Below are 24,184 nucleotides of genomic sequence, written 5' to 3'. Positions count from 1 at the left end.
GCATTTACATCACCCCCCTTTTTGCATCTAACTAACAATCCATATTATGAAATACGTTCAATTTCTGTGCACGCTAATTTTGGCGGGATGCCTAACTATTAGCTGTTCTGAAGATCACGATTGCGAAGAAGGCCTTATTGAAACTCCAAATGCTATTGCGCCTATAGACGGTACTGATTATACAGCAAGTCTTTTAGATTGTAGATTACCTAAAGTTCAAACATTCACTATACAAGGATTTGCAGGAGGACAAATCACAGGAAATCAAGGAGGAACTATTTCAATTCCTGCTCAATCATTATTTAATCAAGACGGAACACCTATAGATGATCAAGTAGAAGTAAGTTTATTAGAAATGTTTAGTTCAGGAGATGTAGTTGCCTGCCAACTATCTACTAACACACGTAATACTTCAGGAAGTATAGAACCTACATTAAGTGAAGGGCTTTTGTTTTTTGACATCCGTTTTAATGGCAATCCTGTCGTGATACAAGGAGAAATACAAATTTTTATTCCAGAAGAAAACAACGCACAAGAGCAACTACTTTTTAATTCTCCTTCCTGTCCTGATATAGAGTGTATGGTCACTTGGGAAAACGCAGGCATTGCATTTCCTGCTGAAATCATAGACCCAAATGGCAATAATAGTACCGGATATAGTAGCAACACCTCTCAAACGGGATGGTATCATATTGGTCAATTTAATTCTAGTCAGAACGAGAGAACTATTATTTATGATGTGCCTCCTCCTGGGTTTAATAACACTAATAGTAATGTTTTTTTTAACTATAGAAATGAAAAGATTGCTGTCAGCTTATTTGAACAATATGACACAAGTTTAGGTGTTTTTAGTGAAGTATACAATGAGATCCCCATAAACACACAAGGACAATTAATTTTTGTATCAAGACTAAACGGAATGTATCAACTAGACACCTCTGAAGTAAGTGTAACACAAAGTGTTATTGGAGCAACCACTACTACAAATGAGACTACAGAAGAGCAACTCATAACCACAATCAACTCACTATAAGTTATGACAAAAAGATTTTTAATATCGCTACTCTTTATGGGTGTATTCAAATTTGTTGGTTACTCACAAACAACTACACAAGATACGCTTACAAGAAATGCTCCTATATTTTATGATGTGCTTGGTAATAAAGTTACCTATGGAGCAACAATGCCTGAGCTAAATCAAATTGCTGGTGCACCAAAAGCATATTATACGTATTACTGGGAATTTGGCGATGGAAATTATAGTAACGAAGAAAATCCCCAACATACTTATAAGAAAAAAGGAAACTACGAGGCTCGCTTATGGAGTACTAATAATTATGCAAATGGAAAGCCTCCTGCGAGTAGACCCAAAAGTGTCACTATTACAGATGATCAAAATGACCAATCCAGTTTGGATGATGGTCCTTCTATTAAAACTTCTCCATTTAAAGTAGATGAAGATCTTATTATAAAAACCAATCGCGATCCAATTCCTGAACAAGAACTTGTGGTGATCACCAGTTATAAAAATACTAAAGATTACACCACAAGCGGAAAGTTATATCTCTTTTACAATGATGAGTCTTTTAAAAATGATAACTTCAGACTTAAAGATACCCGTATTCATCATAACGAAACGATAGTAGAAGAACAGTTAATTACCGCCAATACCGGTATTGATTTTTCATCAGAATATCTAACATCTACAGACAGCTCTCCATTTGAAAAACCAAAGCTATCTTTTCGCGACAGCGTAAAAAAAACAAACCTTTTAAACACTATAGAAGAGTGTAAAACATTGTATCGCAATAGTCAGGTGATTGAATTTAAAGATATGCAGCCTGGGGAAGAGCGCAATATTTTTAGAACACTGGAGACCACTCCTGAAATGATTAAAGACACCAGTGCTATTGTTACATTACGTAGTGTATATGTTCCTGATGAGAACTATGAAAATCATACGGTAAAAGACACCGAAATGGAAATTGTCACCTCACATGACCCTAATAAAATGTCTTCCAATGGTACGTTAATGAACTATCGCTTGGTACGGTTTAAACGACTTAAGTTTAAAGTTCGCTTTCAAAATGATGGTGAAGGACCCGCAAACACCATCAGACTTGAAGTAGACACTCCTGAAATGTTTGATAAAAAAACGTTGAAAGTAGAAGACATGTACCCTCTATGTCGCATTTGTCCGAAGGGACGTGAAGTTGATTATTCATGCCTAGACACTATTTTCAAAAAAGACAAAATCATCTTTACCTTTAAGAGAATATACTTACCAGGAACTGCTCAAAAAAACGTAACAGAACGTGACTCTACAAAAGGGTTTGTAAAATATTCTATGAAGTTTGGAAAAGACTTCCATAAAAAGAAAACACGTAGTCGTACAGCCATTTACTTTGATAAAAACGAACCTATCTATACAAATTACAGTACCACTCGATTTACGCCTGGTATTTCTATAGGTGCAAAAGCAGGATATATTTTCAATCCTAATTTAGATAATGCTCGTGAGGTATTTGCAGGAGTAACGATATCGCCTTTCAAATCGTATCGAGGATATTTACAAGCAGAACTTTTCTTTTCGGCGTCATCTTTTGAAACGTTACGTGATTTTGAAGTAAGTGAAGTAAATGACATTGGTATAGAAAGCCTTACACGATTTACTGAGCAAGCAGACTCTCAAAATATCACCACCTACCTTGTCCCTATATCCTATCGCTATAACCTCAATAATTTTATTGCTCTTGGAACGGGGCCACAACTCAAATTAGATTTGAGTCAACAGTGTGACAGTCGTACAACAGGAGAATTTTCATTAGTCATTCCAGGAGAAGGAGAAATACGAGATGAAACCCAAGATACTTTTCAAGAAACCAAATGCGATAAAGGAATAGGCAACTTTCAGGCAGGTTGGTTTGTAGGTGCAAATTTTGGAGGTGCGCGTATTGGACCTAGTGGAGGCATACGATATGTGTATAACTTTAACGAGCCTCAATCACAAGTACAACTATACGGTATTTGGAAATTTTAAGTTATGTTTAAAAAGGTATTCTTTGCTATTTTTTCACTCCTATTTATAGGGAATTTACAAGCACAAGAAACATCTTTTTATAAAGTACTAGATCAATTTTTAGAAGTCCCGACCCAAGATAATTTTAGCCAATTAATTACCGCATCAGATAGTTTACAAACACCTAATTTAAAAAGCCATCTTGCAAAAGTAGTGGTAGATTGCAATATTGCATATTACCAAGAACGACAAGGTACACTTCATAAAGCCATTGCCAGATATGAAAATGCTATAGATAGATACAGTCAATATCAGTTGGAAGGATACGATATTGTAACCTACGCAATGATTCCGCTTGGAAATTTGTACACAAAAACCAATGCATATACTGAAGCTGAAAATTTGATTAAGGGATATATTACGCTTTCGCGAAAGCAAAACAATTCACAAGACCTCCTTTCTGGCCTTATTAATCTTTCAATACCGCTTCAAAATCAAGGAAAGTACACACAAGCTATTCGTATTCTAGAGGAAGCGTATGTCTTAGCACCTAAAAACAAAGACATACAGATGAATCTGGCGACCAATTACCTAAGTGTTGGAAACTATCAAAAAGCAGAAAACAAGGCAAAACAACTCATAAAAAAGGATCCTAATCAAATAAACGCCTATAAATTACTATCACAAATTGCACTTCAAAAAGGAAATACAACACAAGCTATTCAACTACTAGAAACTACTATTGAAATACAAACAAAGCTTCCTAATCAAACCCTAAGAGATATTACAAAATCTAAGTTAGCACTTGCACAAGCATGTATCATCCAACAAGATTACGAAGCAGCGATTACCCAATTGGAATACATATATAGAACTTGGCATCCTAATCATCCTTCTGGAAAAACACCTAACAAAACAAATCTGATCGCAGAAAACACCCTCATGGATGCTTTAGACCTCCATGCAGAAATTCATAAACAAAAAGATCGAAAAGAAAAAGCATTAGAAGCCTATGAAGGCGCTGCTGAGGTGTCTGACTTATTGAATTCTCCTCAGCTTTCTCAGCAATCTAGACTTGTTTTAGAAGCTTCAGATAAGAGAAGAAGTGAAGAGCGAATTAGCTTGTTATATGAATTATACCAAGATCAAAAAGATGTTACTTTTTTGGAAAAAGCAATACAAATAAGCGACCGATCTAAAGCCAGTTTAGTAAGCGAGGCGATGAATGACAAGGCAAAACTCTCGCAATATGCGCAAGACAACTTAGTTATTGAATATGAACAACGCACTCAAAAATTAGCACAACTGGAAGTACAGTTATTACAAAAACAACAGTCTACAGATATCAAAGGTTTAGAAGAGTTACAAAGCGTATACTCAAGTGAACTACTATTACAAAAGAAACTGCGTGAAGCGATTTCTAAAAAACATCCAGATTTAAAGCCATCCAAGGCTACTTTTACACTTCAGGATATCCAAACTAAAGCAACACAATCTCAACAAACTATTATAAGTTATTTCTTCGGGCTACAAACCGTCTATCAATTTGTAATAAGCCCTAACGAAATACGTTTCCACCAGATTGCTGTAGATAGAAAAGCACTAGATCAGTTATTTAATAGTTGTATAGTCTATAATAGGTATTTTGAAAATGCAAGTACTATATTGAATGACCCATCTGGTTTTAGCAAACAATCTTTCAATGTATTTAAGGCACTTCATATAATTCCATCTACACAAATGGTGATCATACCTGATGGTATACTTGCGTTTGTTCCTTTTAATACCTTACTTACCTCAGCGAGTACCCAACGTACTTTTAGTGAAATGCCTTTCCTACTCAAAGAAACGCAAACTACTTTTCAACGCTCCTATAAAGAATATTTAAAGCCAAATCTAGGTTTACAAGATGCTACCACCGTATTAGGAGTATTTCCTGTTTTTGAAAATACGTCTTTAGCTTTAGAACACTCAAAAGAAGAAGCAAAAGCCATACAAGAAACGTTCAATACTGAATTACTCATGAGTAACAAAGCTTCCGTAAATAATACATTTACAAAAGCATCACAACATACAATACTCCACTTTTCAACACATGCCTCAGGAGGTAGTTTTACAGAACCAGCTAGTATCGCTTTTATTGACAGATCATTATACCTGAATGAATTATATAGCAAAAATCTAAACCCAGATCTAGTTGTATTAAGTGCATGTGAAACTGGCATTGGACGTATTGCTTCTGGAGAAGGGCCTTTAAGTCTTGCCAGGGGATTTCAATATGCAGGTGCAAAAAGTGTCCTTTTTTCACTTTGGAAAGTAAACGACCAATCTACGGCAAATCTGATGAGTCGGTATTACATAACTCTTAAAGAAACAGTATCAAGAAACGCCAGTCTTCAAATCTCCCAACGCGCTTATCTTCAAGATGAAAACATATCTAACAGTAAGAAATCACCCTACTATTGGGGCGCCTTCGTATACTATGGCCCTACAGATATTCCGAGCCAACAAAATCATCCCTTATGGTGGTGGATACTGGGTATTTTTGGAGTACTTTTGAGCATTGTTTTGATCAGAAAATATGGCAAGTCTTAGAGAATTTTTATTAGCAAAAGGATATACACGCATTCGGTTATTCCCTACCCTCACACAACACCTAGAAATCACAGCCAAAATCAATGGTGTAAAAGGTTCTTTTATTCTAGACACAGGCGCTTCAAATTCATGTGTAGATTTCACATTTGCTGAGCATTTTAAATTAGTAAGCGAAGAAAGTGAAGTACTTGCTGCGGGTGCTGGCGCTACAGATATGCGCACAGAGTTATCTGAAGAAAATAGCATTAAAATCGGCACTTGGAAACGAGAAGATATTAACCTTGTACTATTTGATCTTTCTCATGTGAACACCGCTTTAGAAAATCACAACACACCGCCTGTACATGGCATTTTAGGAGCAGACATCCTCAACCTCGGAAAAGGAATCATTGATTATCAGTACACTTGCTTATATCTTAAAAAGTAAAATATAGCTTATATTGTAGGGAAAGATTTTATTAAAAATCTCGCCCTCAATGAGAATAATCTTACTTGTTTATCTTATATGCTACTGTTGTGTTTGTCATGCACAAAACAATGAGGTATATTTAAAACAATTCACCCAACAAGATGGATTGGAGATAGACAACGTCAATACACTCGAGTTTGATCAAAATGGATTTCTTTGGTTGGGCGGTGGTGTTAATCCAGCTCGCTCCAAACTTATAGCCAACGCAAATCCAACTATTTTACAACGCTTTAACGGAAATTCTTTTCATACCATCTCGACACCTGATGATAGTAATATTTTTGACATTTATAAAAGAAAGGATGGGCAATTTTACATCGTCACAGATAGTTCACTGTATCTTTTTGATCCTATCACTACCAAATTTATAAAAATACACCTACCCATACACACAAAGATTTCCTCTGTTTTTGAGTATCAAGACAAAAACTATGTCATTACTCAAAATAACCTTGAAGTGATTGTCAATATCATACATCCTGATTTAAAATTAGAAGAAACATTTCGATTTACTACAAAGGTTAATCGTATTAAGATAGATAAAAAAACACAGTTTATTCCTTTTGAAGATGTCGTTGTTATTAGTGATGACAACTTCCCTATCACCTTTGTTACTTGGGAAGGAGATGTCGTAAAAACCATTGACCCAAAAGGGTTTGAAAACGAACGAGAACTCGCTTTGCGTAAAAAATGGATTGATGGACATTTCCAAGTAAATGGACAACACTATGCACTCTTATACAATTACCATCAAGTATATCGCATAGATCCCAAAGCAATGGAGCTAATCCCTATAACGGCTACAGAAAATCAAATTCTTAGTACTATTTTAAAAACGTACAATGACCCAAAAGGAGGACATACCATTATTTCATCCTATAATGATCAATTATCTATACAAACATTACATAAAACGAAAGGATTAACCACTGTATACGAAGACAAAAAATTTGGCCCTGCTAGTAGTTTTGAAATCGTATCCAAAGACATACAACGTGATGCTTGGTTTACAACTAACAATACATTACACTACATAAAATTCCCATCAGATATTGTAACGACATTGCTCCCTGACAAAGAGATAAGAGCCATAACGCCTTTCTCAGAAAAAAAACACCTTATTGCTACAGAAAAGGATGGATGGCAGCTTTTTAATAGCAGTAACAACACCATAAAACCTTATACCATTCTTGAACAAGGAGACGTTTTAAAACCATCCTCCTCTCGTAATTTTTTTATAGAAGGCAGTACGATATGGAGTAATGATACTGCTGGAGGAATTATTGAGGTAGACACCTTAACACGAGAAATACAGTATTATAGACATTACCCTGTAATATGCATGGTACGCCCTACAGACTCAACCATTGTGTATGGAACCAAGGGGTACAATCTTATGGAGTTTAACACACATAAGAAAACCCACACACCTCTGGTAGCTACAGATTCCTTAGAGATTTATGATCTTGAGTGGCGTAAAGCAGATAATCACATCATAGCAAGTACAAGTAAAGGAGTACTCACCTATGATCTTAGCTCAAAAGAGCATGCATTATATAATGATCCGACACAGCTACCCGACCCTTTTCTTCTTATGGGAGAGTATCACCCTGAGTATGGATATATCCAAGGGTCACGTTCTGGCATCATCACCACGTTTGATCTTGAGACTAAAGAATTCAAAACCCTATATGAAGACGACCTCCAGGCAGGTATTGCAACCATTCTTTTTGACGATCAAGACAATTGGTGGATCAACACCTTTAACGGCATTGTATCCTTCAATCCAGCATCAAAACAAATACATCGCTTTTCTGTAAAAGACGGATTTACAAATAATGAAGCCAATAGATATAGTGCTTTAAAGACAGAAGATGGATTTTTGGTAGGTACCATACAAGGGTTAAACTTTTTTGATCCAGAAAAACTTCAGCCAGAAATCAATACAGCGCAAATCGTTCCTTTACGTATCAGCACCTATAATACACAAGATAAAAAATATAGCGTATCACATAATCAGTTCGCTTTCGCGAAATCGAGCTTGCGAGATTCACGACCATTGGGAGAGCAAAGCGGTAAAGCAAAAACCATCACACTCCCATCAGAAAATCGTGCCTTAGAAATTGGTTTTGCCTTGACACAACCTGATGTAACACGAAACGAACGCTACCGCTACCGCCTTGATGATAAAGAATGGGTATCTATAGGAAATACACAATCCATACGCTTTCCAAATCTTGCTGCTGGAAACTACCTTCTAGAAATTGAAGCACTAGACTTTTCAGGCAAGAAAATTGGAGACTCCCTCCTACTTCCCATATACTCCAAAGATTTCTTTTATAAGACCTGGTGGTTTTTCCTAATCATAACAGTAATCATATCTAGCATCCTTTTCTGGATGCTCAGACAACAACAACTTCGCAAACGCCTACAAGAAAGCTTTTCACAAGACTTAATGCAATCGCAAGAAGAAGAACGCGCTCGCATTGCTAAAGATTTACATGATAGTGTTGGTCAGCAACTCACCTTAATCAAACAAAAACTTCAAAAACAAGGAAAAACAACTATAAGTGAGCTTACCCATAAAGCCCTAGAAGAAATACGTCATATCTCTCGAGGATTGTATCCTACCATTATCAAACAATTAGGGCTAAGCGGTAGTATTGAGCAGTTACTCTATGACGTAGATGAACAAACCGACCTTTTTGTCTCAGCAGACATTGATGATATTGATGATCTTTTTGACGAAAATGAAGCACTACACATTTACCGGTTTGTTCAAGAAAATGTATCTAATATTATAAAACACGCTTTCGCGAAAGCATTCTCAGTAACGGTTCAAAAAGAAAAAAACACGATACAAATCACCATAAAAGACAACGGAAAAGGTTTTAAGGTATCTGAAAAACAAAAGAACCATAGTTTAGGATTAAAAACCATGGAAGAACGTATTCGTATATTAGCAGGAATAGTAACCATAGAAAGTAGTCAAACATCAGGAACAGTAACCACGGCACAAATCCCCCATAGTTATGCAAAAAAATGACATACACCTACTCATAGCAGATGATCACCCATTACTATTGGAAGGGCTTAAAAACGCACTACATACCCACGGATATTCACATATAGTAGCCGTAGAAAATGGCGCGCTCGCATTAGATTATATAAAAGAAGAACAACCCCATGTCGCATTACTCGATATTGAGATGCCCTTATTAACAGGGTTTGAAGTCATTAAAAAATGTCAAGCATTAAGCGTTACTACACGTTTTATTATTTTAACCTCCCACAAAGAAAAAGGCTTTGTTTTAAAAGCTAAAAAATTAAACATTGCTGGATACATCATAAAAGACGAACCTTTTATGGAGATAGACAAATGCATTCAAGAAGTAGCAGCAGGAAACACCTATTTCAGTGCGACATTTGATGCTGTTTTTGAAGGAGAAATCAGTCCTCAACTACAAAAAGTCAAACTTCTATCTCCCTCAGAACGTACCATCTTACGACTTATTGCTCAAAATAAGAACTCTAAAGAAATTGCAGAATTACTCAGCATTTCTGTACGTACGGTACAAAAACATCGTGCTAATATCATTGCAAAACTAGAATTACCTACTGGCTTAGACTCTCTTTCTGTCTGGACCCAAGAACATCAAGAATTGATACTCTCTATCTAAAATAACAAAGAAAATAGAGCAAAGAGCAGAGGAATCAAGGGTAAATATATTTTTTTCTCTTTACTCTTTCTTCTGATTATGTCACCTCGAGCGCAGTCGAGAGCTCGTGTAACTATACCTTAAAAACTTCTCGACTGCACTCGAAGAGACATACATGGTGATACCTTTCCATTAAACCAGAAATAGAATAGCACTCTAACGATAGCGTAGTACTCTATTTTTATTTTGCAATGTAGAATTCAGGCGTAACCTATGGTTCTCATTTCTGGAGAAAAACTCAAAATTCACACCTACCTAGCCCTTACTTCGACAAGCTCAGCACATCGCCTTCTTAGGAGGGAATTTCGTCAAACTGAACTTGTTTCAGTTTCTCATTAGCGTGATGAGATTCTGAAATGAATTCAGAATGACGTATTAAGTTGCTTTTTTCAATTTTCTTTTTCGCAACCGGTCATTTCGGTACACTTCGACAGGCTCAGTACAACGCTATTTTCGCGTAAAGCGAAAATCACTCAACCACCTTACATTTATATTTTAGTAATCATACTACACATCTAACACCAAATAACTTTAAACTTCTAGCGTCATCTTGAACTTGTTTCAAGATCTCATGAGCCTAACAATTAGTGTGATGAGATTCTGAAATGAATTCAGAATGACGTATTAAGTTGCTTTTAGATAGCTTTTTTAAATCTATTTTCTTTTCTTTTTTCAACTTCAATTTCAACTTCATTTTTCATCATGGTAACTTCGATACAATTCTGACTCCGTCAGAATCACTCAGTCACCTTTTCTTTTTTCAATTTCAAGTTCGATTTCAAATTCAATTTCAATTTCGTAATCAATCATTTCGATACACTTCGACAGGCTCAGTACAACGCTATTTTCGCGTAAAGCGAAAATCACTCAACCACCTTACATTATATATTTTAGTAATCATACTACACATCTAACACCAAATAACTTTAAACTTCCAGCGTCATCTTGAACTTGTTTCAAGATCTCATGAGCCTAACAATTAGTGTGATGAGATTCTGAAATGAATTCAGAAGGACGTATTAAGTTGCTGTATTCAACTTCAATTTCGTAACCGGTCATTTCGGTACACTTCGACAGGCTCAGTACAACGCTATTTTCGCGTAAAGCGAAAATCACTCAATTACCTTTTCAACTTCGATTTCGATTTCATTTTCAGTTTCAAGGACTACGTACCCCTACGTAATTTTTGCAGGAGGTACGTATAGGTAAAGAAAACTCTTACGCCTACTTTTACATCCTAAACTAGCATCCCTATTGTTATGAAAAAAATACTACTTATTATTATTTGCATTACTAGTATCACAAATGCTTTACAAGCACAAGACACCTTTACTAGAGACGATTTAAATTACGAAGTAACATCGACTGTTTTTCCATTTACAGTAAAAGTCACTGGTCGAGCAACTAGCACAAGTAACATTATTATTCCTCCTACTGTAATAAATGATGGTACTAATTATAGAGTAACTACTATAGGGGCAGCAGCTTTTGACCAAATCCAATTAGATAGTGTTAGTATTCCAAATACGGTAACGACTATTGAAGCTATAGCTTTTCGACTTTGTGGATTAACAAGCCTTACATTACCAGACAGTTTAATTAGTATTGGAGAGGCTGCTTTTGCTGCTAATAGTTTAATGGGCACTCTTATAATCCCTAATAGCGTAGAGACTATAGCTTCAGGTGCTTTTTCTGGGGCTTTTTCTAGTAGCACAAATATAAGTCTTACAATAGGAAATAGCGTAACAAGTATAGGGGAAAGCGCTTTTTCAGGAGGTATTGGTGTTTCTAGAGGGGTAGATGCAGTTACTTTTGAAAGCCCTAGTAGTTTAACGAGTATAGGACAAAGAGTTTTTGCGAATAGTAAAATAACAAGCCTTACGATTCCAAGTAGTGTTGTTAATATAGGTGAAGAAGCTTTTGAATTTGGTAATTTAACCGAGCTCATTATTCCCGACAACGTAAGTAGCATAGGAGCGCGCGCTTTTGCAGGGCACGAATTAATAAATATCAATATCCTTACCAGTTCAGCTAGCATTGGCCCACAAGCTTTTTCTAGCAATACATCCCTTGTCACAATAAGATCAAATATTGCATCAAATATTCCTACGTACATTAGTCATGTTGCTTTTCCAGAAAATGTTACTTTAATAGTACCTAACGGAACTATAAATGCGTACGAAAATGCTGGCTGGGATGAATTTACTATTGTAGAACAAACAGTTACTATTAATGATATAACCTACACCCCAACTTCTCCAACTACAGCAAGTGCTATTGCATATAATAATAATGGTAACCAAGGAAGTATCAATATTCTATCAAGCGTAACGAATAATGGTACCAGTTTGATGGTAACTAGTATTGGAGAAGCTGCTTTTTTTAATAGTGCTATAATAGAAGGGGTTGTGATACCCAATAGTGTAACAAGTATAGGTGCTCGTGCTTTTGAAGGTAATTTTATTAATAGTATTACCCTACCTAATAGCCTTACGAGTATTGGAGAAAGAGCTTTTTTTCTTAATTCAATAACAAGCGTTATCATTCCGAACAGTATTACAAGTATAGAAGCTAGTACTTTTGGTAATAATTCATCCTTAGAAACTGTTAGTATTCCAAATACGATAACTACTATAGGAGCTAGCGCATTTGTAAATAATGATTTACTAGAAGTTGTGATCCCTGATAGTGTAGAGACTATAGGTGATGGAGCTTTTTTTGGTAATTCACTAGAAAATATCACTCTTGGAAGCAGTGTAACCAGTATTGGTTCAAGGGCTTTTGAAGATAATAGAATATTTTTTCTTACAATACCCGATAGTGTAATGAGTATAGGCGAAGATGCTTTTTTAAATAATTCATTAAGAGAAATTAGTTTAGGAAATAGTCTTACCAATATTGGAAATCGTGCTTTTGCAAATAATCCGCTTGTTGATACATTAACTTTACATGTTGAAGAAAATATCCCTACTTATAACACTACTATTTTTTCGGATGAAGCAGGTGGAGACATACGACAAAATATTACCGTAGAAGTACCTGTTGGAACAAGAGAAGCTTATTTAAATGCAGGTTGGACAGGGTTTAAAACACTTGGAGGAAGATTTACAATAAACAATATAACCTACGAAACAACCAGTGCCTCTACGGTAAAAGTATTTGATTACAATGATGCAGGAGGGACTGTTGTTACGATTCCTGCTACTGTAGCAAATAATGGAGTTAATTATAATGTAACAAGCATAGGTGCAGCTGCTTTTGAACTTAACGGCCTAACAGAGGTAACGATTCCTGATGGTGTAATTAGTATTGAGCAAGCAGCTTTTTTTGATAATAACTTAACAGAAATTACGATTCCGAGAAGTGTAACGAGTATTGGAGGATTTGCTTTTGCTAATAACCCTAATTTAACTTTGGTAAACTCATTTATACCAGACAACATACCCACATATGATAATTACTTTACCTTATCAGCAACAATTATTGAAATAACAGTTCCAATAGGCACAACAGAGGCCTACGAAAGCGCAGGCTGGGACTTAGGGAGTTTTACTTTAATTATAGAAAGAGAAGCAACTATGTTTACGGTTGATTTTATAACCTATATAGAAACCTCACCATCTACAGTAAGTGCTATAGATTATGATGTGGCAGGAGGTACTGTAGTGAACATTCCATCAACAGTAACAAACAATGCTATTGACTATAGTGTAACCAGTATAGGTGCTATTGGAGGAGATGATTTTACCTTTTTTGGTAAAGGTCTAACAGAGGTTACCATTCCTAATAGCATAACGACTATAGGGGATCGTGTTTTTCAAACTAATTCATTAACAGAAGTTACCATTCCAGATAGTGTTACTAGCATAGGAAACTCTGCTTTTGAACGTAATTTACTCGAGAGTATTGATATACCTAACAGTGTAACTGTTTTAGCACGTAATGCTTTTCGATTTAATAGATTAAGCAGTGTTCACTTTGAAGAACCCAGCCAGATTACTAGTATAGAACGAGAAACTTTTGAGGGGCAAGGAGCTGCTCAAGGCGAAGCTTTATTAACAGCAGTTACCATTCCTAGCAGTGTAGAAACTATAGGAATAGCAGCTTTTGGTAGTTGTGGCTTAACTGCGGTAACCATTCCTAATAATGTAACAACTCTAAGCGAGCGAGCTTTTGGTTTTAATCAATTAACAAGTGTTACTATTGGAAATAATGTAACAAGTATAGGTGCTAGTGCTTTTGGATTTGCAGCACCCTCTTCTCCTGGTACGGGTGAGCATAGTGTGACCTTTTTAGGTGCTACTCCTCCTACAATAGAGTCTAATAGTTTTGCACAATTCACCACTCCTAATCGCTCAGATCTTACGCTCACAGTCCCTTGTGATGCATTAGATACTTATACCAATAGTGCTAATTATAACGATTTTCATGCCATTATTTGTCCTAGTATTATGACGACATGGGACGGTTCTATGTGGTCTCCAGATGTACCCGGACAAAATGATATGGCCATCATTGCCGGCGATTATAACACCGCCACAAATGGAAATCTTGATGTAAACACCCTAGAAGTACAAGGTGATACTGCGCTTGCTACGCTTACCGTAGCAGACAACACGTATGTGCAAACCCAAGGAGATATCACTGTTAATACTAACGGTGCCATAAATGTAGCTAACGCAGGAAGCATCGTACAGGTAGAAGAAGATGCTGTGACTATCAATAATGGAAGTATCGCTGTCGCGAAAACAACCCCAATCATAGACGATCGTAATTTTGTAGCCATGAGTAGTCCAGTTACTGCCGAAGCTAGAGATCGAGTCTATGGAAATTCTAGAGCCGTTTTTAGTATCATCCCTAGTAACTTTGTACCTTTTACAATTGACTTTGTGGAGTTCCCAGAATTTGAGTTTTCAGAAAACTTCCTTGATGATAACAATGATTATTTATTACCTGTCACTGGAAGTACTGCTTTACCAAGTGCAGGTATCGGACAACTCATATTCCCACAACCAGAACCCAATGTAGGAGATGGTGCCTATACCCTTACCTACACACAAGATGTCATGAATCCGGGAACCTTAAACTCAGGAACCATATCGGTGCCGATTAATTACAATGGCCCTGCGACTACCAACAACTATAATCTATTAGGAAATCCATATGCTTCGGCGATAGATGTCACAGCATTTATTAATGCTAATGATGCGATAAACGAAGTGTACTATTGGGATCATATCACCAATCCTACATCAGAGCTTCCTGGTTTTGGAACCAGTAACTTCTCTATGAATGATATTTCGATACGTAATGCCATAATGGGTATTGCTGCCGTAAATGGAGGAACACCGCCTAGTCAGTTTATGGCTTCTGGACAAGGATTTGGTATCAAAGCAGATCAAGCAGAAATGGTCGCTGGAACACCTGTAGTATTTACCAATAGCATCCGTGTGACTGGAAATAATGATGGCTTTAGAAGTAGTGATACCAGTACAGATATTGATAAACTATGGCTCAATTTGACTACAACCGCTTTTGACGAAGCCATTGCTCAAACAGGTATTGGGTTTACATCTAATGCTACTCCTGCGATTGACAAAGGCTATGATAGTCCGCGAGTGGGGACCTTCTTATCTCTATTTACAACCCTAGATTCTGGAGAACTATTGGGTATTCAGTCAAGAGAAACTTTTGATGCTGAAATGGAAATTGCGCTTGGCTTTTCCACCTCTATTGAAGAAATAAGCCCGTACACCATAAGCATCGGCAACCTTGAAGGAATCGCCATAGAAAATGCAACCGTTTTTATCATTGATCATGTGTTGGATACCATTGTTAACCTAAACGAACAACCCTATACCTTTACAGCTCAAAAGGGTCTATACACAGACAGATTTACGATGGTTTTCCAAGAGAGTGAGATATTGAGTACAGACGAAGAAAGCTTTCGCGAAAGCGGAATTACCCTCTACCCTAACCCATCACAGGGTCAAGTGACACTCGCATATGCTGGATCTTCAATACTAGAAAATGCAGTCATTACAGATGTAAATGGAAAAATCGTTAGAACTATTGATCTAAGTAGCTTCAATCAATCACAAACAATGGACTTAAGTGCGCTTGCCAGAGGAATGTATTTTATACAAATCACATCGCAAGAAAATACGGTTACTAAAAAATTGATTTTACGATAATGATATACTCCTAAAGTATAAGGAAACGTAGAATAAAATGGAATATGGATTGGGGGATCACTATACCATTTTACCAAAAAGACTGAACGCAAGTTCGGTCTTTTTTGATTTTATATTCTCTTCATTCCCGGGAACCTGCCTGTCGTCAGATAGGGGAGGGAATCTCAACTTGTCATCTCGAGCGCAGTCGAGAGCTCGCAAAAATACATACCTAAAACTCCTCGACTACGCTCGAAGAGACAAACATAATGTGATCCCTTTTCGTAATACCATAAATAGAATAACACTCTATCAATAGAACATTACTCTATTTTGCATTATCATTTTGTAATGTAGAATTAGAGGTTAATTAATACGTCATCTTGAACTTACCTGTGCTGTACTTGTTTCAGCATTTCAAGACCCCATAAATTTGATAACTAGTGTGATGAGATTCTGAAATGAATTCAGAATGACGTATTAAGTTGCTTTATTCACTTTTCTTTTTCAAATTCAATTTCATAACCAGTCATTTCGATACTATTTTCGCTTTAAGCGAAAATCACTCAATCTCCTTACTTTTTTCACTTCAAAAATCTAAAATTAGAAATCTACAATATTCATTCTATACTACGTACCCCTACGTAATTTTTGCAGGAGGTACGTATAGGTAAAGAAAACTCTTACGCCTACTTTTACATCTTAAACGAACATCCCTATTGTTATGAAAAAAATACTCCTTGTTTTTATTTGTATCATCAGTATTACAAATACGCTACAGGCACAAACTACATACACCTACACAGGAACAGGTGACTGGACAGATACTGCAAATTGGAGTCCTTCGTATCCTGGACTGTTTATACCTAATGGTGACACCGCCATTATTTCGGAAGGTTCTCAAGCTACAGTGCCTAATGGTAGCGGTGGTATTAGTATTGAAGGAAGAATAGATATTGATGGGACACTTATTATTAATACCACCTCTTCTTTTTCAACTATAAGCCCTTTATTTAATATTCGTATTAATTCAACAGGAACCCTCCAGAATAATTCTACCATTTTTAATGACGGCAATTTTATAAATTCTGGTATGCTCATCAATAATGGTTTTATAAATAACGATCGTTTATTCTCAAGTGGTGGTAGTGGTGATTTTAACAATCAAAATGTTATTCGCAACAGAACTGGAGGTGAAATGAATTTGTTTAGTAGTTCTCCATTTGTGAATATGAATTCCGGTATCTTTAATGATTTTGGCGGGCAATTAACCCTATTAGGATCTAACTTAACAGGAAACTTTAGCAATTCTGGCTCCATTACATTTTTTAATGCAGGTCTTTTAGGTACGTTAACCAATACCGATACTGGAACGATAGCTAACCCTGATAGCAATTTCACTATTCTTTCTGGCGGAACGATTATCAATGATGGCACCATAAATAGTATTAGAAATTTTTCGATATCAAATGGAGGAACATTAACTAATAGTGGTTTCCTTAATATTAACAACTTCACCTTTGCAATAAACAGTGGTGGGGTACTTACAAACTCCACAACAGGCACTATTACCAATAATGCAACTTTCATTAACAACAGTGATCTTACGAACAATGGCTCTCTAATTAATAATAATGTTTATACCAATAATGGATTCCTACGCGGCACCAATATAACACATACTAGTGATTTTGTTAATGCAGCTTTAGGAGATGTAAGCCCTGGAGGTATACTTCCAGAAAATCCAATAGGCACCTATACGTTTAATAATAACTTTATTCTACAGTCTAGTGGATTTTTCCCTACCCTTTTTATTGATATTAATGGCAATACTCAAGCGGGTATTGACTATGACCGAGTAAATGTGACTGGAGATATTACATTAGCAGGTAGGCTTCTTGTTCAATTACCATTTGGTTATACTCCTCAGATCGGCGATGAGTACACCATACTCACTGGGGCTAATGTATCAGGAACTTTCGATCAAACGTCTTTACCTCCATTAGCTATAGGATTGATATGGGAAATAAATTATAACCCTACCAATGTTGTCCTAACCGTACTAGCTGGTTGTCAAGTTCCAGTAACATTTACTGCACCAACAGCTATTTGCTTAGATGCAGGTGTACAAGCTAATCTAAGCGGTGGATTATCAGAAGGTGGTGTATACTCAGGTCCTGGAGTTACTGATGACGGTAATGGAATGACCTATAGTTTTGATCCCCAAGCAGCAGGTGCTGGAATACATGTCATAACCTACACTTTTATAGATGGAATTGGGTGCTCTGATAGCGCTAGTGACACCATAGAAGTATTTGATTTACCTATGATAACATTTGTTTCGCCAGCGCCTATATGTATAGATGCAGGTGTACAAACTGGTTTAGGTGGCGCTACTCCATCTGGCGGAGTGTACTCAGGTCCTGGAGTTACTGATGACGGTAATGGAATGACCTACAGTTTTGATCCCCAAGCAGCAGGTGCTGGAATACATGTCATAACCTACACTTTTATAGATGGAATTGGGTGCTCTGATAGCGCTAGTGACACCATAGAAGTATTTGATTTACCTATGATAACATTTGTTTCGCCAGCGCCTATATGTATAGATGCCGGGGTACAAACTGGTTTAGGTGGCGCTACTCCATCTGGCGGAGTGTACTCAGGAACAGGAGTGACCGATGATGGTAACGGAATGACCTATAGTTTTGACCCAGCAGCAACTGGATTAGGAACATATACAATAACCTATGAAGTGGCAGATACTAATGGATGTACTAACAACGTAGCAGAGAGTATAGAAGTCGTTCCTTTACCTGTAGTAGGCTTTACAGCCCCACCAAATCTAGCCGTAGATGCAGGGATACAAACGGGGCTTAGTGGCGGTACACCAACGATAAGTATCGCATCAACAACAGTTATATTAAATCTTGATTATGAGGACGTTTTTGGTCCTGGATCTGGTGTAACAGGAGCGGAGATCGTATTTGATCCTTCAGGTGCTATGATATCAACAAACCTTGTTTTTTTCGGTAATGCTAATGGCAATGTAGCCCCATTAATAAACGCAACTGCTTCGGGTGCGACTATAACGTTAGATTTTGAAAATGGCCCAATAGGTACCTTTGTTTCAGATGTTCCTATCATAGGGGCTACAGGAAGTTTAAATTTTATCTCAGGTACTGACTTGATTATTGATGGAGATAATTTTAGCTTTTTGTCGGCTACAGGAACTGCAACTACAGATTTTGTTGGCTCTCGTCTATATACTGGCTCAGGTGTTACAATGGATGCCAATGGAACTACCTATAGCTTTGATCCAGCAGTTGCAGGCTTAGGTACGCATACAATTGAGTTTACATTTACAGATGATAACGGTTGTGCTGCTACTGCCAGTGATACCATAGAAGTGTTTACTGAAATGTCAGAATTTATAACCACTTGGAAAACCGATAATCCGGGCACTTCTAATGACAACCAGATTACGATACCTGCCATAGGAGGCAACTATACCGTAGATTGGGGAGATATGTCTACGCCTGATACCAATGTAAGTGGAGCGATTACCCATACGTATACCACAGCTGGAACGTATACAGTAACGATTTCTGGAACATTCTCAACGATATTTTTTAATAACGGAGGAGACCGCGAAAAAATCCTTTCTGTAGAGAATTGGGGAAATTCCGTATGGAATTCCATGGGAAGAGCTTTTCATGGATGTACCAATTTGGTTATAAACGCACTGGATGCTCCAGATTTATCTCAAGTTACAAGTATGGCGGGAATGTTTGATGGGGCTACTACTATAAATCAGGATATAGGACACTGGGATGTAAGTAATGTAGAGAATCTCGATGGGATGTTTAGAAACACACCCTTTAATCAAGACATCAGCAGTTGGGACGTGAGCAATGTAAGCGTTTTTGCCTTTATGTTTGATGGTGCCTCTACGTTCAATCAAGATTTAAGTGCTTGGGGAACTCGTTTAGGAAGTGCCGATAATATGGCTTCTATGTTTAGAGGTGCTACTGCTTTTAATGGAGCAATAGAAAACTGGGATGTAACCACAGTCACTAATATGGTAGGGGTATTTGAAGGTACTGCTTTTAATAGAGACATCAATACTTGGGATGTAAGTAATGTAAGCAATATGGCTTTTATGTTTTCTGATGCGACTGCATTTAATCAACCTCTGGATCAATGGGCAACACGCTTAGGAAATGTGACGGATATGACTAACATGTTTGAAGGAGCTACTGCATTTAATCAGGATATAAGCAATTGGGATGTGAGTACAGTACAATTAATGGCAGGCATGTTTTCTAGCGCGACCTCTTTTAATATACCTATTGGAGCTTGGGGAACAAATACAGCCAGTGTTGTCAATATGGAATTCATGTTCAATGAAGCAACAAGCTTTGATCAAGATTTAGGAGGTTGGAATGTAGAAAATGTAAGCAATATGACTGCGATGTTTTTTGGTGTTACCCTTTCTGCCGACAATTATGATAGTCTGCTCACAGGATGGAGCACGCAAACACTTCAAAACGATGTAGAGTTTGATGCAGGAAATAGTGGTTATTGTACTGCAGAAGCCGCTAGACAAAGTATTATAGATACCTATAATTGGCTTATTATAGATGTAGGCGTAGAAAATATCCCACCTGTATTTATGGACTGTCCTACAGACATAATGATACCTGAACCTACAAATCCAACCGATTGCGGAGCCATAGCTACTTTTGTGACACCTACTGCAACAGATAATTGCTCTACAGTAACTGTCACTCAAATTGAAGGACTTGCATCTGGTGAATTTTTCCCATCAGGAACTACTGTAGTTACTTTTGAAGCAGTAGATACTGCTGGAAATGTGGCAACATGCTCTTTTAATGTTATTGTTGCTAATAGCACACCACCTGTTGCAGTGTGTCAACCTTTTACCTTACAACTGGATGCAAATGGGATGGCTACCCTAAATCCACAAGATTTAGATGGCGGTAGTACAGATGATTGTGATAGCATAAATCTTAGTGTAAGTCGTACTACTTTTGGTTGTGCAGATGTAGGAACCCCACAAATGGTCACACTCACTGTAGATGATGGTAGTGGTAATATAGATACCTGTACTGCGATGGTTACGGTAGAGGACTCCATTGCGCCTACGATTAATTGTCAAGATCTCACCGTAGATCTCGACATGAGTGGTACAATTACTTTAGATCCAGCAACTGTTTTAGCAGACTTAGCTTCTTTTGAAGTAGTCCTTGTAAGTGGAAATAATGATTCAAATTTACCAGGAAGTTCTGATATTACAGTACCTATCACCGAAGATGTTACCATCACTTTTGATTGGGCCTATGCAACTGATGATGGGGCTGAGTTTGACCCTTTCGGATATCTCCTCAATGGTGTATTTACAGAACTAACCGATATAGCTGGTGATGAATTCAATCAATCGGGTACAGAAAGCATAATGCTAAGTAATGGTGACACTTTTGGATTTAGAGCCTTTACGCTAGACAACACCTTTGGTCCTGCGACAACTACTATTACTAACTTTCAACCAAGCTTTCAAGGGCAATTTGCCACTGCAAACTGGACCGAAACCCTTACCGAATCAGATGGTTCTGCGGTGATCAACGAAAATTTAGCTGTTTTTGATGCCTGCGGGATTGCCTCAATTACCATGGATCAAACCACATTTACGACAGCAGATATAGGATCAAATCCAGTAATGTATACCGTAACCGACGTACATGGAAATGTAAATACGTGCAATGCGTTTGTGAATGTATTTTCTGCAGGGACTAGTTGTCCTACCACGACCACTTATACAACAGCAGAAGGTTGGAACAATGGAACTCCAAATGCAACCACAAGAGCGATTATTGCCGAAGATTACAATACGTCAACTGTAGGGCTTGGTGATATCACAGCTTGCGAACTTATCATCAATAGCGGAGTGACACTTACCATCACTGATAACAATTCTGTAAGCGTAGAGAATAATATTATTATAAACGGAACACTAGATGTAGCTAACACAGGAAGTGTCGTGCAAGTTCAAGAAGATGCTGTGACTATCAATAATGGGTCTATAGCTGTCGCGAAAACTACCCCAACCTTAGACGATCGTAATTTTGTAGCCATGAGTAGTCCAGTTACTGCTGAAGCTAGAGATCGAGTCTATGGAAATTCCAGAGCCGTTTTTAGCATCATTCCAAGTAACTTTGTACCATTTGATATTGACTTTGTGGAGTTCCCAGAATTTGAATTTTCAGAAAATTTCCTAGATGATAATAATGATTATTTATTGCCTGTCACTGGAAGCACTGCAACACCCACAGCAGGTATTGGCCAATTGATATTCCCTCAGCCGGAACCGAATGTAGGAGATGGTGCCTATACTCTCACTTACACACAAAATCCTATGAATCCGGGAACCTTAAACTCAGGAACGATTACGGTGCCGATTAATTACAATGGCCCTGCAACCACCAATAACTATAATCTATTAGGAAACCCGTATGCTTCGGCGATAGATGTCACAGCCTTTATTACTGCAAATGATGCAGTAAATGAAGTATACTATTGGGATCATATTACCAATCCTACATCAGATCTACCTGGTTTTGGAACCAGTAACTTCTCTATGAATGATATTTCTATACGTAATGCCATGATGGGTATTGCTGCCGTAAATGGTGGTACTGAACCTGGACAGTTTATGGCCTCTGGACAAGGATTTGGAATCAAAGCAGATCAAGCCGAAATGGTTGCTGGAACACCAGTGGTATTTACCAATAGCATCCGTGTGACTGGAAATAATGATGGCTTTAGAAGTAGTGATACCAGTACAGATATTGATAAACTATGGCTCAATTTGACTACAACCGCTTTTGACGAAGCCATTGCACAAACAGGTATTGGGTTTACATCTAATGCAACACCTGCGATTGACAAAGGCTATGATAGTCCGCGAGTGGGGACCTTCCTGTCCCTATTTACAACGGTAGCTTCTGGAGAACTATTGGGTATTCAGTCAAGAGAAACTTTTGATGCTGAAATGGAAATTGCCCTTGGTTTCTCAACGTCTATCGAAGAAGTAACGCCATACACCATAAGCATTGGCAATCTTGAAGGAATCGCTATAGAAAATGCAACCGTTTTTATCATTGATCATCTGTTAAACACCTTTGTAAACTTAAACGAACAGCCCTATACATTTACGGCTCAGAAAGGATTACATACAGATAGGTTCACGATGGTTTTCCAAGATCGTGAGGTATTGAATGCAGACGAAGAAAGCTTTCGCGAAAGCGGAATCAATATATATCCTAATCCATCAAATGGTCTAGTGACACTTTCATACACTGGAAGTTCAACACTGGAAAATGTGATAATTACTGATGTGAATGGAAAAATCATTAAGCGTATAGATCTAACAAATTTTAATCAAACACAAACTATACATCTAGAAAATCTTGCGAGAGGAATGTATTTTATGCAGATCATATCGCAAGGAAATACGGTTACTAAAAAATTGATCTTACGATAATAGGATGTTCTCAAGGCACAAAAATATATAGACTAAAATGGTGGATTGATTGAGGGATCAAGAAACCATTTTATAAAAAAGAGGTTATTTAAAAAGATATAATTTTCGTCAAATTGAACTTGTTTCAATTTCTCATCAAATTAACCAGAGTGATGAGAGAAACAAATTCAGAGTGACGTCCTAAATTACTTTTTAGATAGCTTCTTTTTTAGGTCTATATTCTATTCTCTAATCATTTTTTACCTTCATTTTCCTGAACCTGCCTGTTGGCAGACAGGGGCGGAAATCTCAACTTATCATCTCGAGCGCAGTTGAGAGCTTGCACAAATGCATACCTAAAACTTCTCGACTACGCTCGAAGAGACAAACATAATGTGATCCCTTTTCGTGAAACCATAAATAGAGTAACACTCTATCAATAGAACATTACTCTATTTTTCATTATCATTTTATAATGTAGAATTAGAGGTTAATTAATACGTCATTTTGAACTTGCCTATACTGCACTTGTTTCAGCATTTTCAAAACCCCATAAATTTGATAACTAGTGTGATGAGATTCTGAAATGAATTCAGAATGACGTATTAAGTTTCTTTTAGATAGCTTTTTAAAATCTATTTTCTTTATTCTCTTCTCTTTTTTTCA

The 24,184-nt window shown here is 37.1% G+C and carries 8 protein-coding genes; all 8 read left to right on the top strand.

The genetic code is table 11. From position 1 onward, the window contains the following. Positions 1 to 46 precede the first annotated feature (46 nt). The 8 genes from Q1A01_RS07030 (at position 47) to Q1A01_RS06995 (ending at position 23,539) form a co-directional block, all read left to right on the top strand. Positions 47 to 1,033 carry a hypothetical protein gene (locus Q1A01_RS07030; protein ID WP_299678075.1) on the top strand — a complete coding sequence of 329 codons (987 nt, stop codon included), beginning with the start codon at positions 47 to 49 and terminating at the stop codon, positions 1,031 to 1,033. Positions 1,034 to 1,036: 3 nt separating this feature from the next. Then, positions 1,037 to 3,040, top strand: coding sequence for a PKD domain-containing protein (locus Q1A01_RS07025; RefSeq protein ID WP_299678072.1), 2,004 nt, complete (start codon positions 1,037 to 1,039; stop codon positions 3,038 to 3,040). Positions 3,041 to 3,043: 3 nt separating this feature from the next. Continuing rightward, on the top strand, positions 3,044 to 5,614 hold the full coding sequence (locus Q1A01_RS07020) for a CHAT domain-containing protein (RefSeq protein ID WP_299678069.1): 2,571 nt from the start codon (positions 3,044 to 3,046) through the stop codon (positions 5,612 to 5,614). Then, entirely contained in the window at positions 5,601 to 6,041 is a 441-nt protein-coding gene (locus tag Q1A01_RS07015) for a retropepsin-like aspartic protease (RefSeq protein WP_299678066.1), read from the top strand. Before Q1A01_RS07020 ends, Q1A01_RS07015 begins: the two co-directional genes overlap by 14 nt. A 49-nt stretch (positions 6,042 to 6,090) precedes the next feature. Further along, on the top strand, positions 6,091 to 9,129 hold the full coding sequence (locus Q1A01_RS07010; protein ID WP_299678063.1) for an ATP-binding protein: 3,039 nt from the start codon (positions 6,091 to 6,093) through the stop codon (positions 9,127 to 9,129). Next, entirely contained in the window at positions 9,116 to 9,763 is a 648-nt protein-coding gene (locus Q1A01_RS07005; protein WP_299678060.1) for a response regulator transcription factor, read from the top strand. Before Q1A01_RS07010 ends, Q1A01_RS07005 begins: the two co-directional genes overlap by 14 nt. Before the next feature lie 1,298 nt (positions 9,764 to 11,061). Beyond that, the gene (locus Q1A01_RS07000) at positions 11,062 to 15,996 is read left to right on the top strand and encodes a leucine-rich repeat domain-containing protein (RefSeq protein WP_299678057.1); all 4,935 of its coding nucleotides are present in this window, start codon (positions 11,062 to 11,064) and stop codon (positions 15,994 to 15,996) included. 703 nt (positions 15,997 to 16,699) lie between these two features. Then, a complete protein-coding gene (locus Q1A01_RS06995) occupies positions 16,700 to 23,539 on the top strand; it encodes a BspA family leucine-rich repeat surface protein (protein ID WP_299678054.1) in 6,840 nt (2,279 codons plus the stop codon). Positions 23,540 to 24,184: the final 645 nt, after the last annotated feature.

Origin of the sequence: uncultured Dokdonia sp., from assembly GCF_947492815.1 — a bacterium.
In the GTDB taxonomy this organism is placed as follows: Bacteria; Bacteroidota; Bacteroidia; order Flavobacteriales; family Flavobacteriaceae; genus Dokdonia.
Note: the sequence above shows the minus strand (reverse complement) of the source record. Positions and strands in the feature narration are given on the sequence as shown.

Bases quoted from the DNA above. Each gene is read 5' to 3' on its own strand.
- Q1A01_RS07005 (WP_299678060.1), top strand. From the start codon at position 9,116: ATGCAAAAAAATGACATACACCTACTCATAGCAGATGATCACCCATTA.
- Q1A01_RS07020 (WP_299678069.1), top strand. From the start codon at position 3,044: ATGTTTAAAAAGGTATTCTTTGCTATTTTTTCACTCCTATTTATAGGG.
- Q1A01_RS07025 (WP_299678072.1), top strand. From the start codon at position 1,037: ATGACAAAAAGATTTTTAATATCGCTACTCTTTATGGGTGTATTCAAA.
- Q1A01_RS07030 (WP_299678075.1), top strand. From the start codon at position 47: ATGAAATACGTTCAATTTCTGTGCACGCTAATTTTGGCGGGATGCCTA.
- Q1A01_RS06995 (WP_299678054.1), top strand. From the start codon at position 16,700: ATGAAAAAAATACTCCTTGTTTTTATTTGTATCATCAGTATTACAAAT.
- Q1A01_RS07000 (WP_299678057.1), top strand. From the start codon at position 11,062: ATGAAAAAAATACTACTTATTATTATTTGCATTACTAGTATCACAAAT.
- Q1A01_RS07015 (WP_299678066.1), top strand. From the start codon at position 5,601: ATGGCAAGTCTTAGAGAATTTTTATTAGCAAAAGGATATACACGCATT.
- Q1A01_RS07010 (WP_299678063.1), top strand. From the start codon at position 6,091: ATGAGAATAATCTTACTTGTTTATCTTATATGCTACTGTTGTGTTTGT.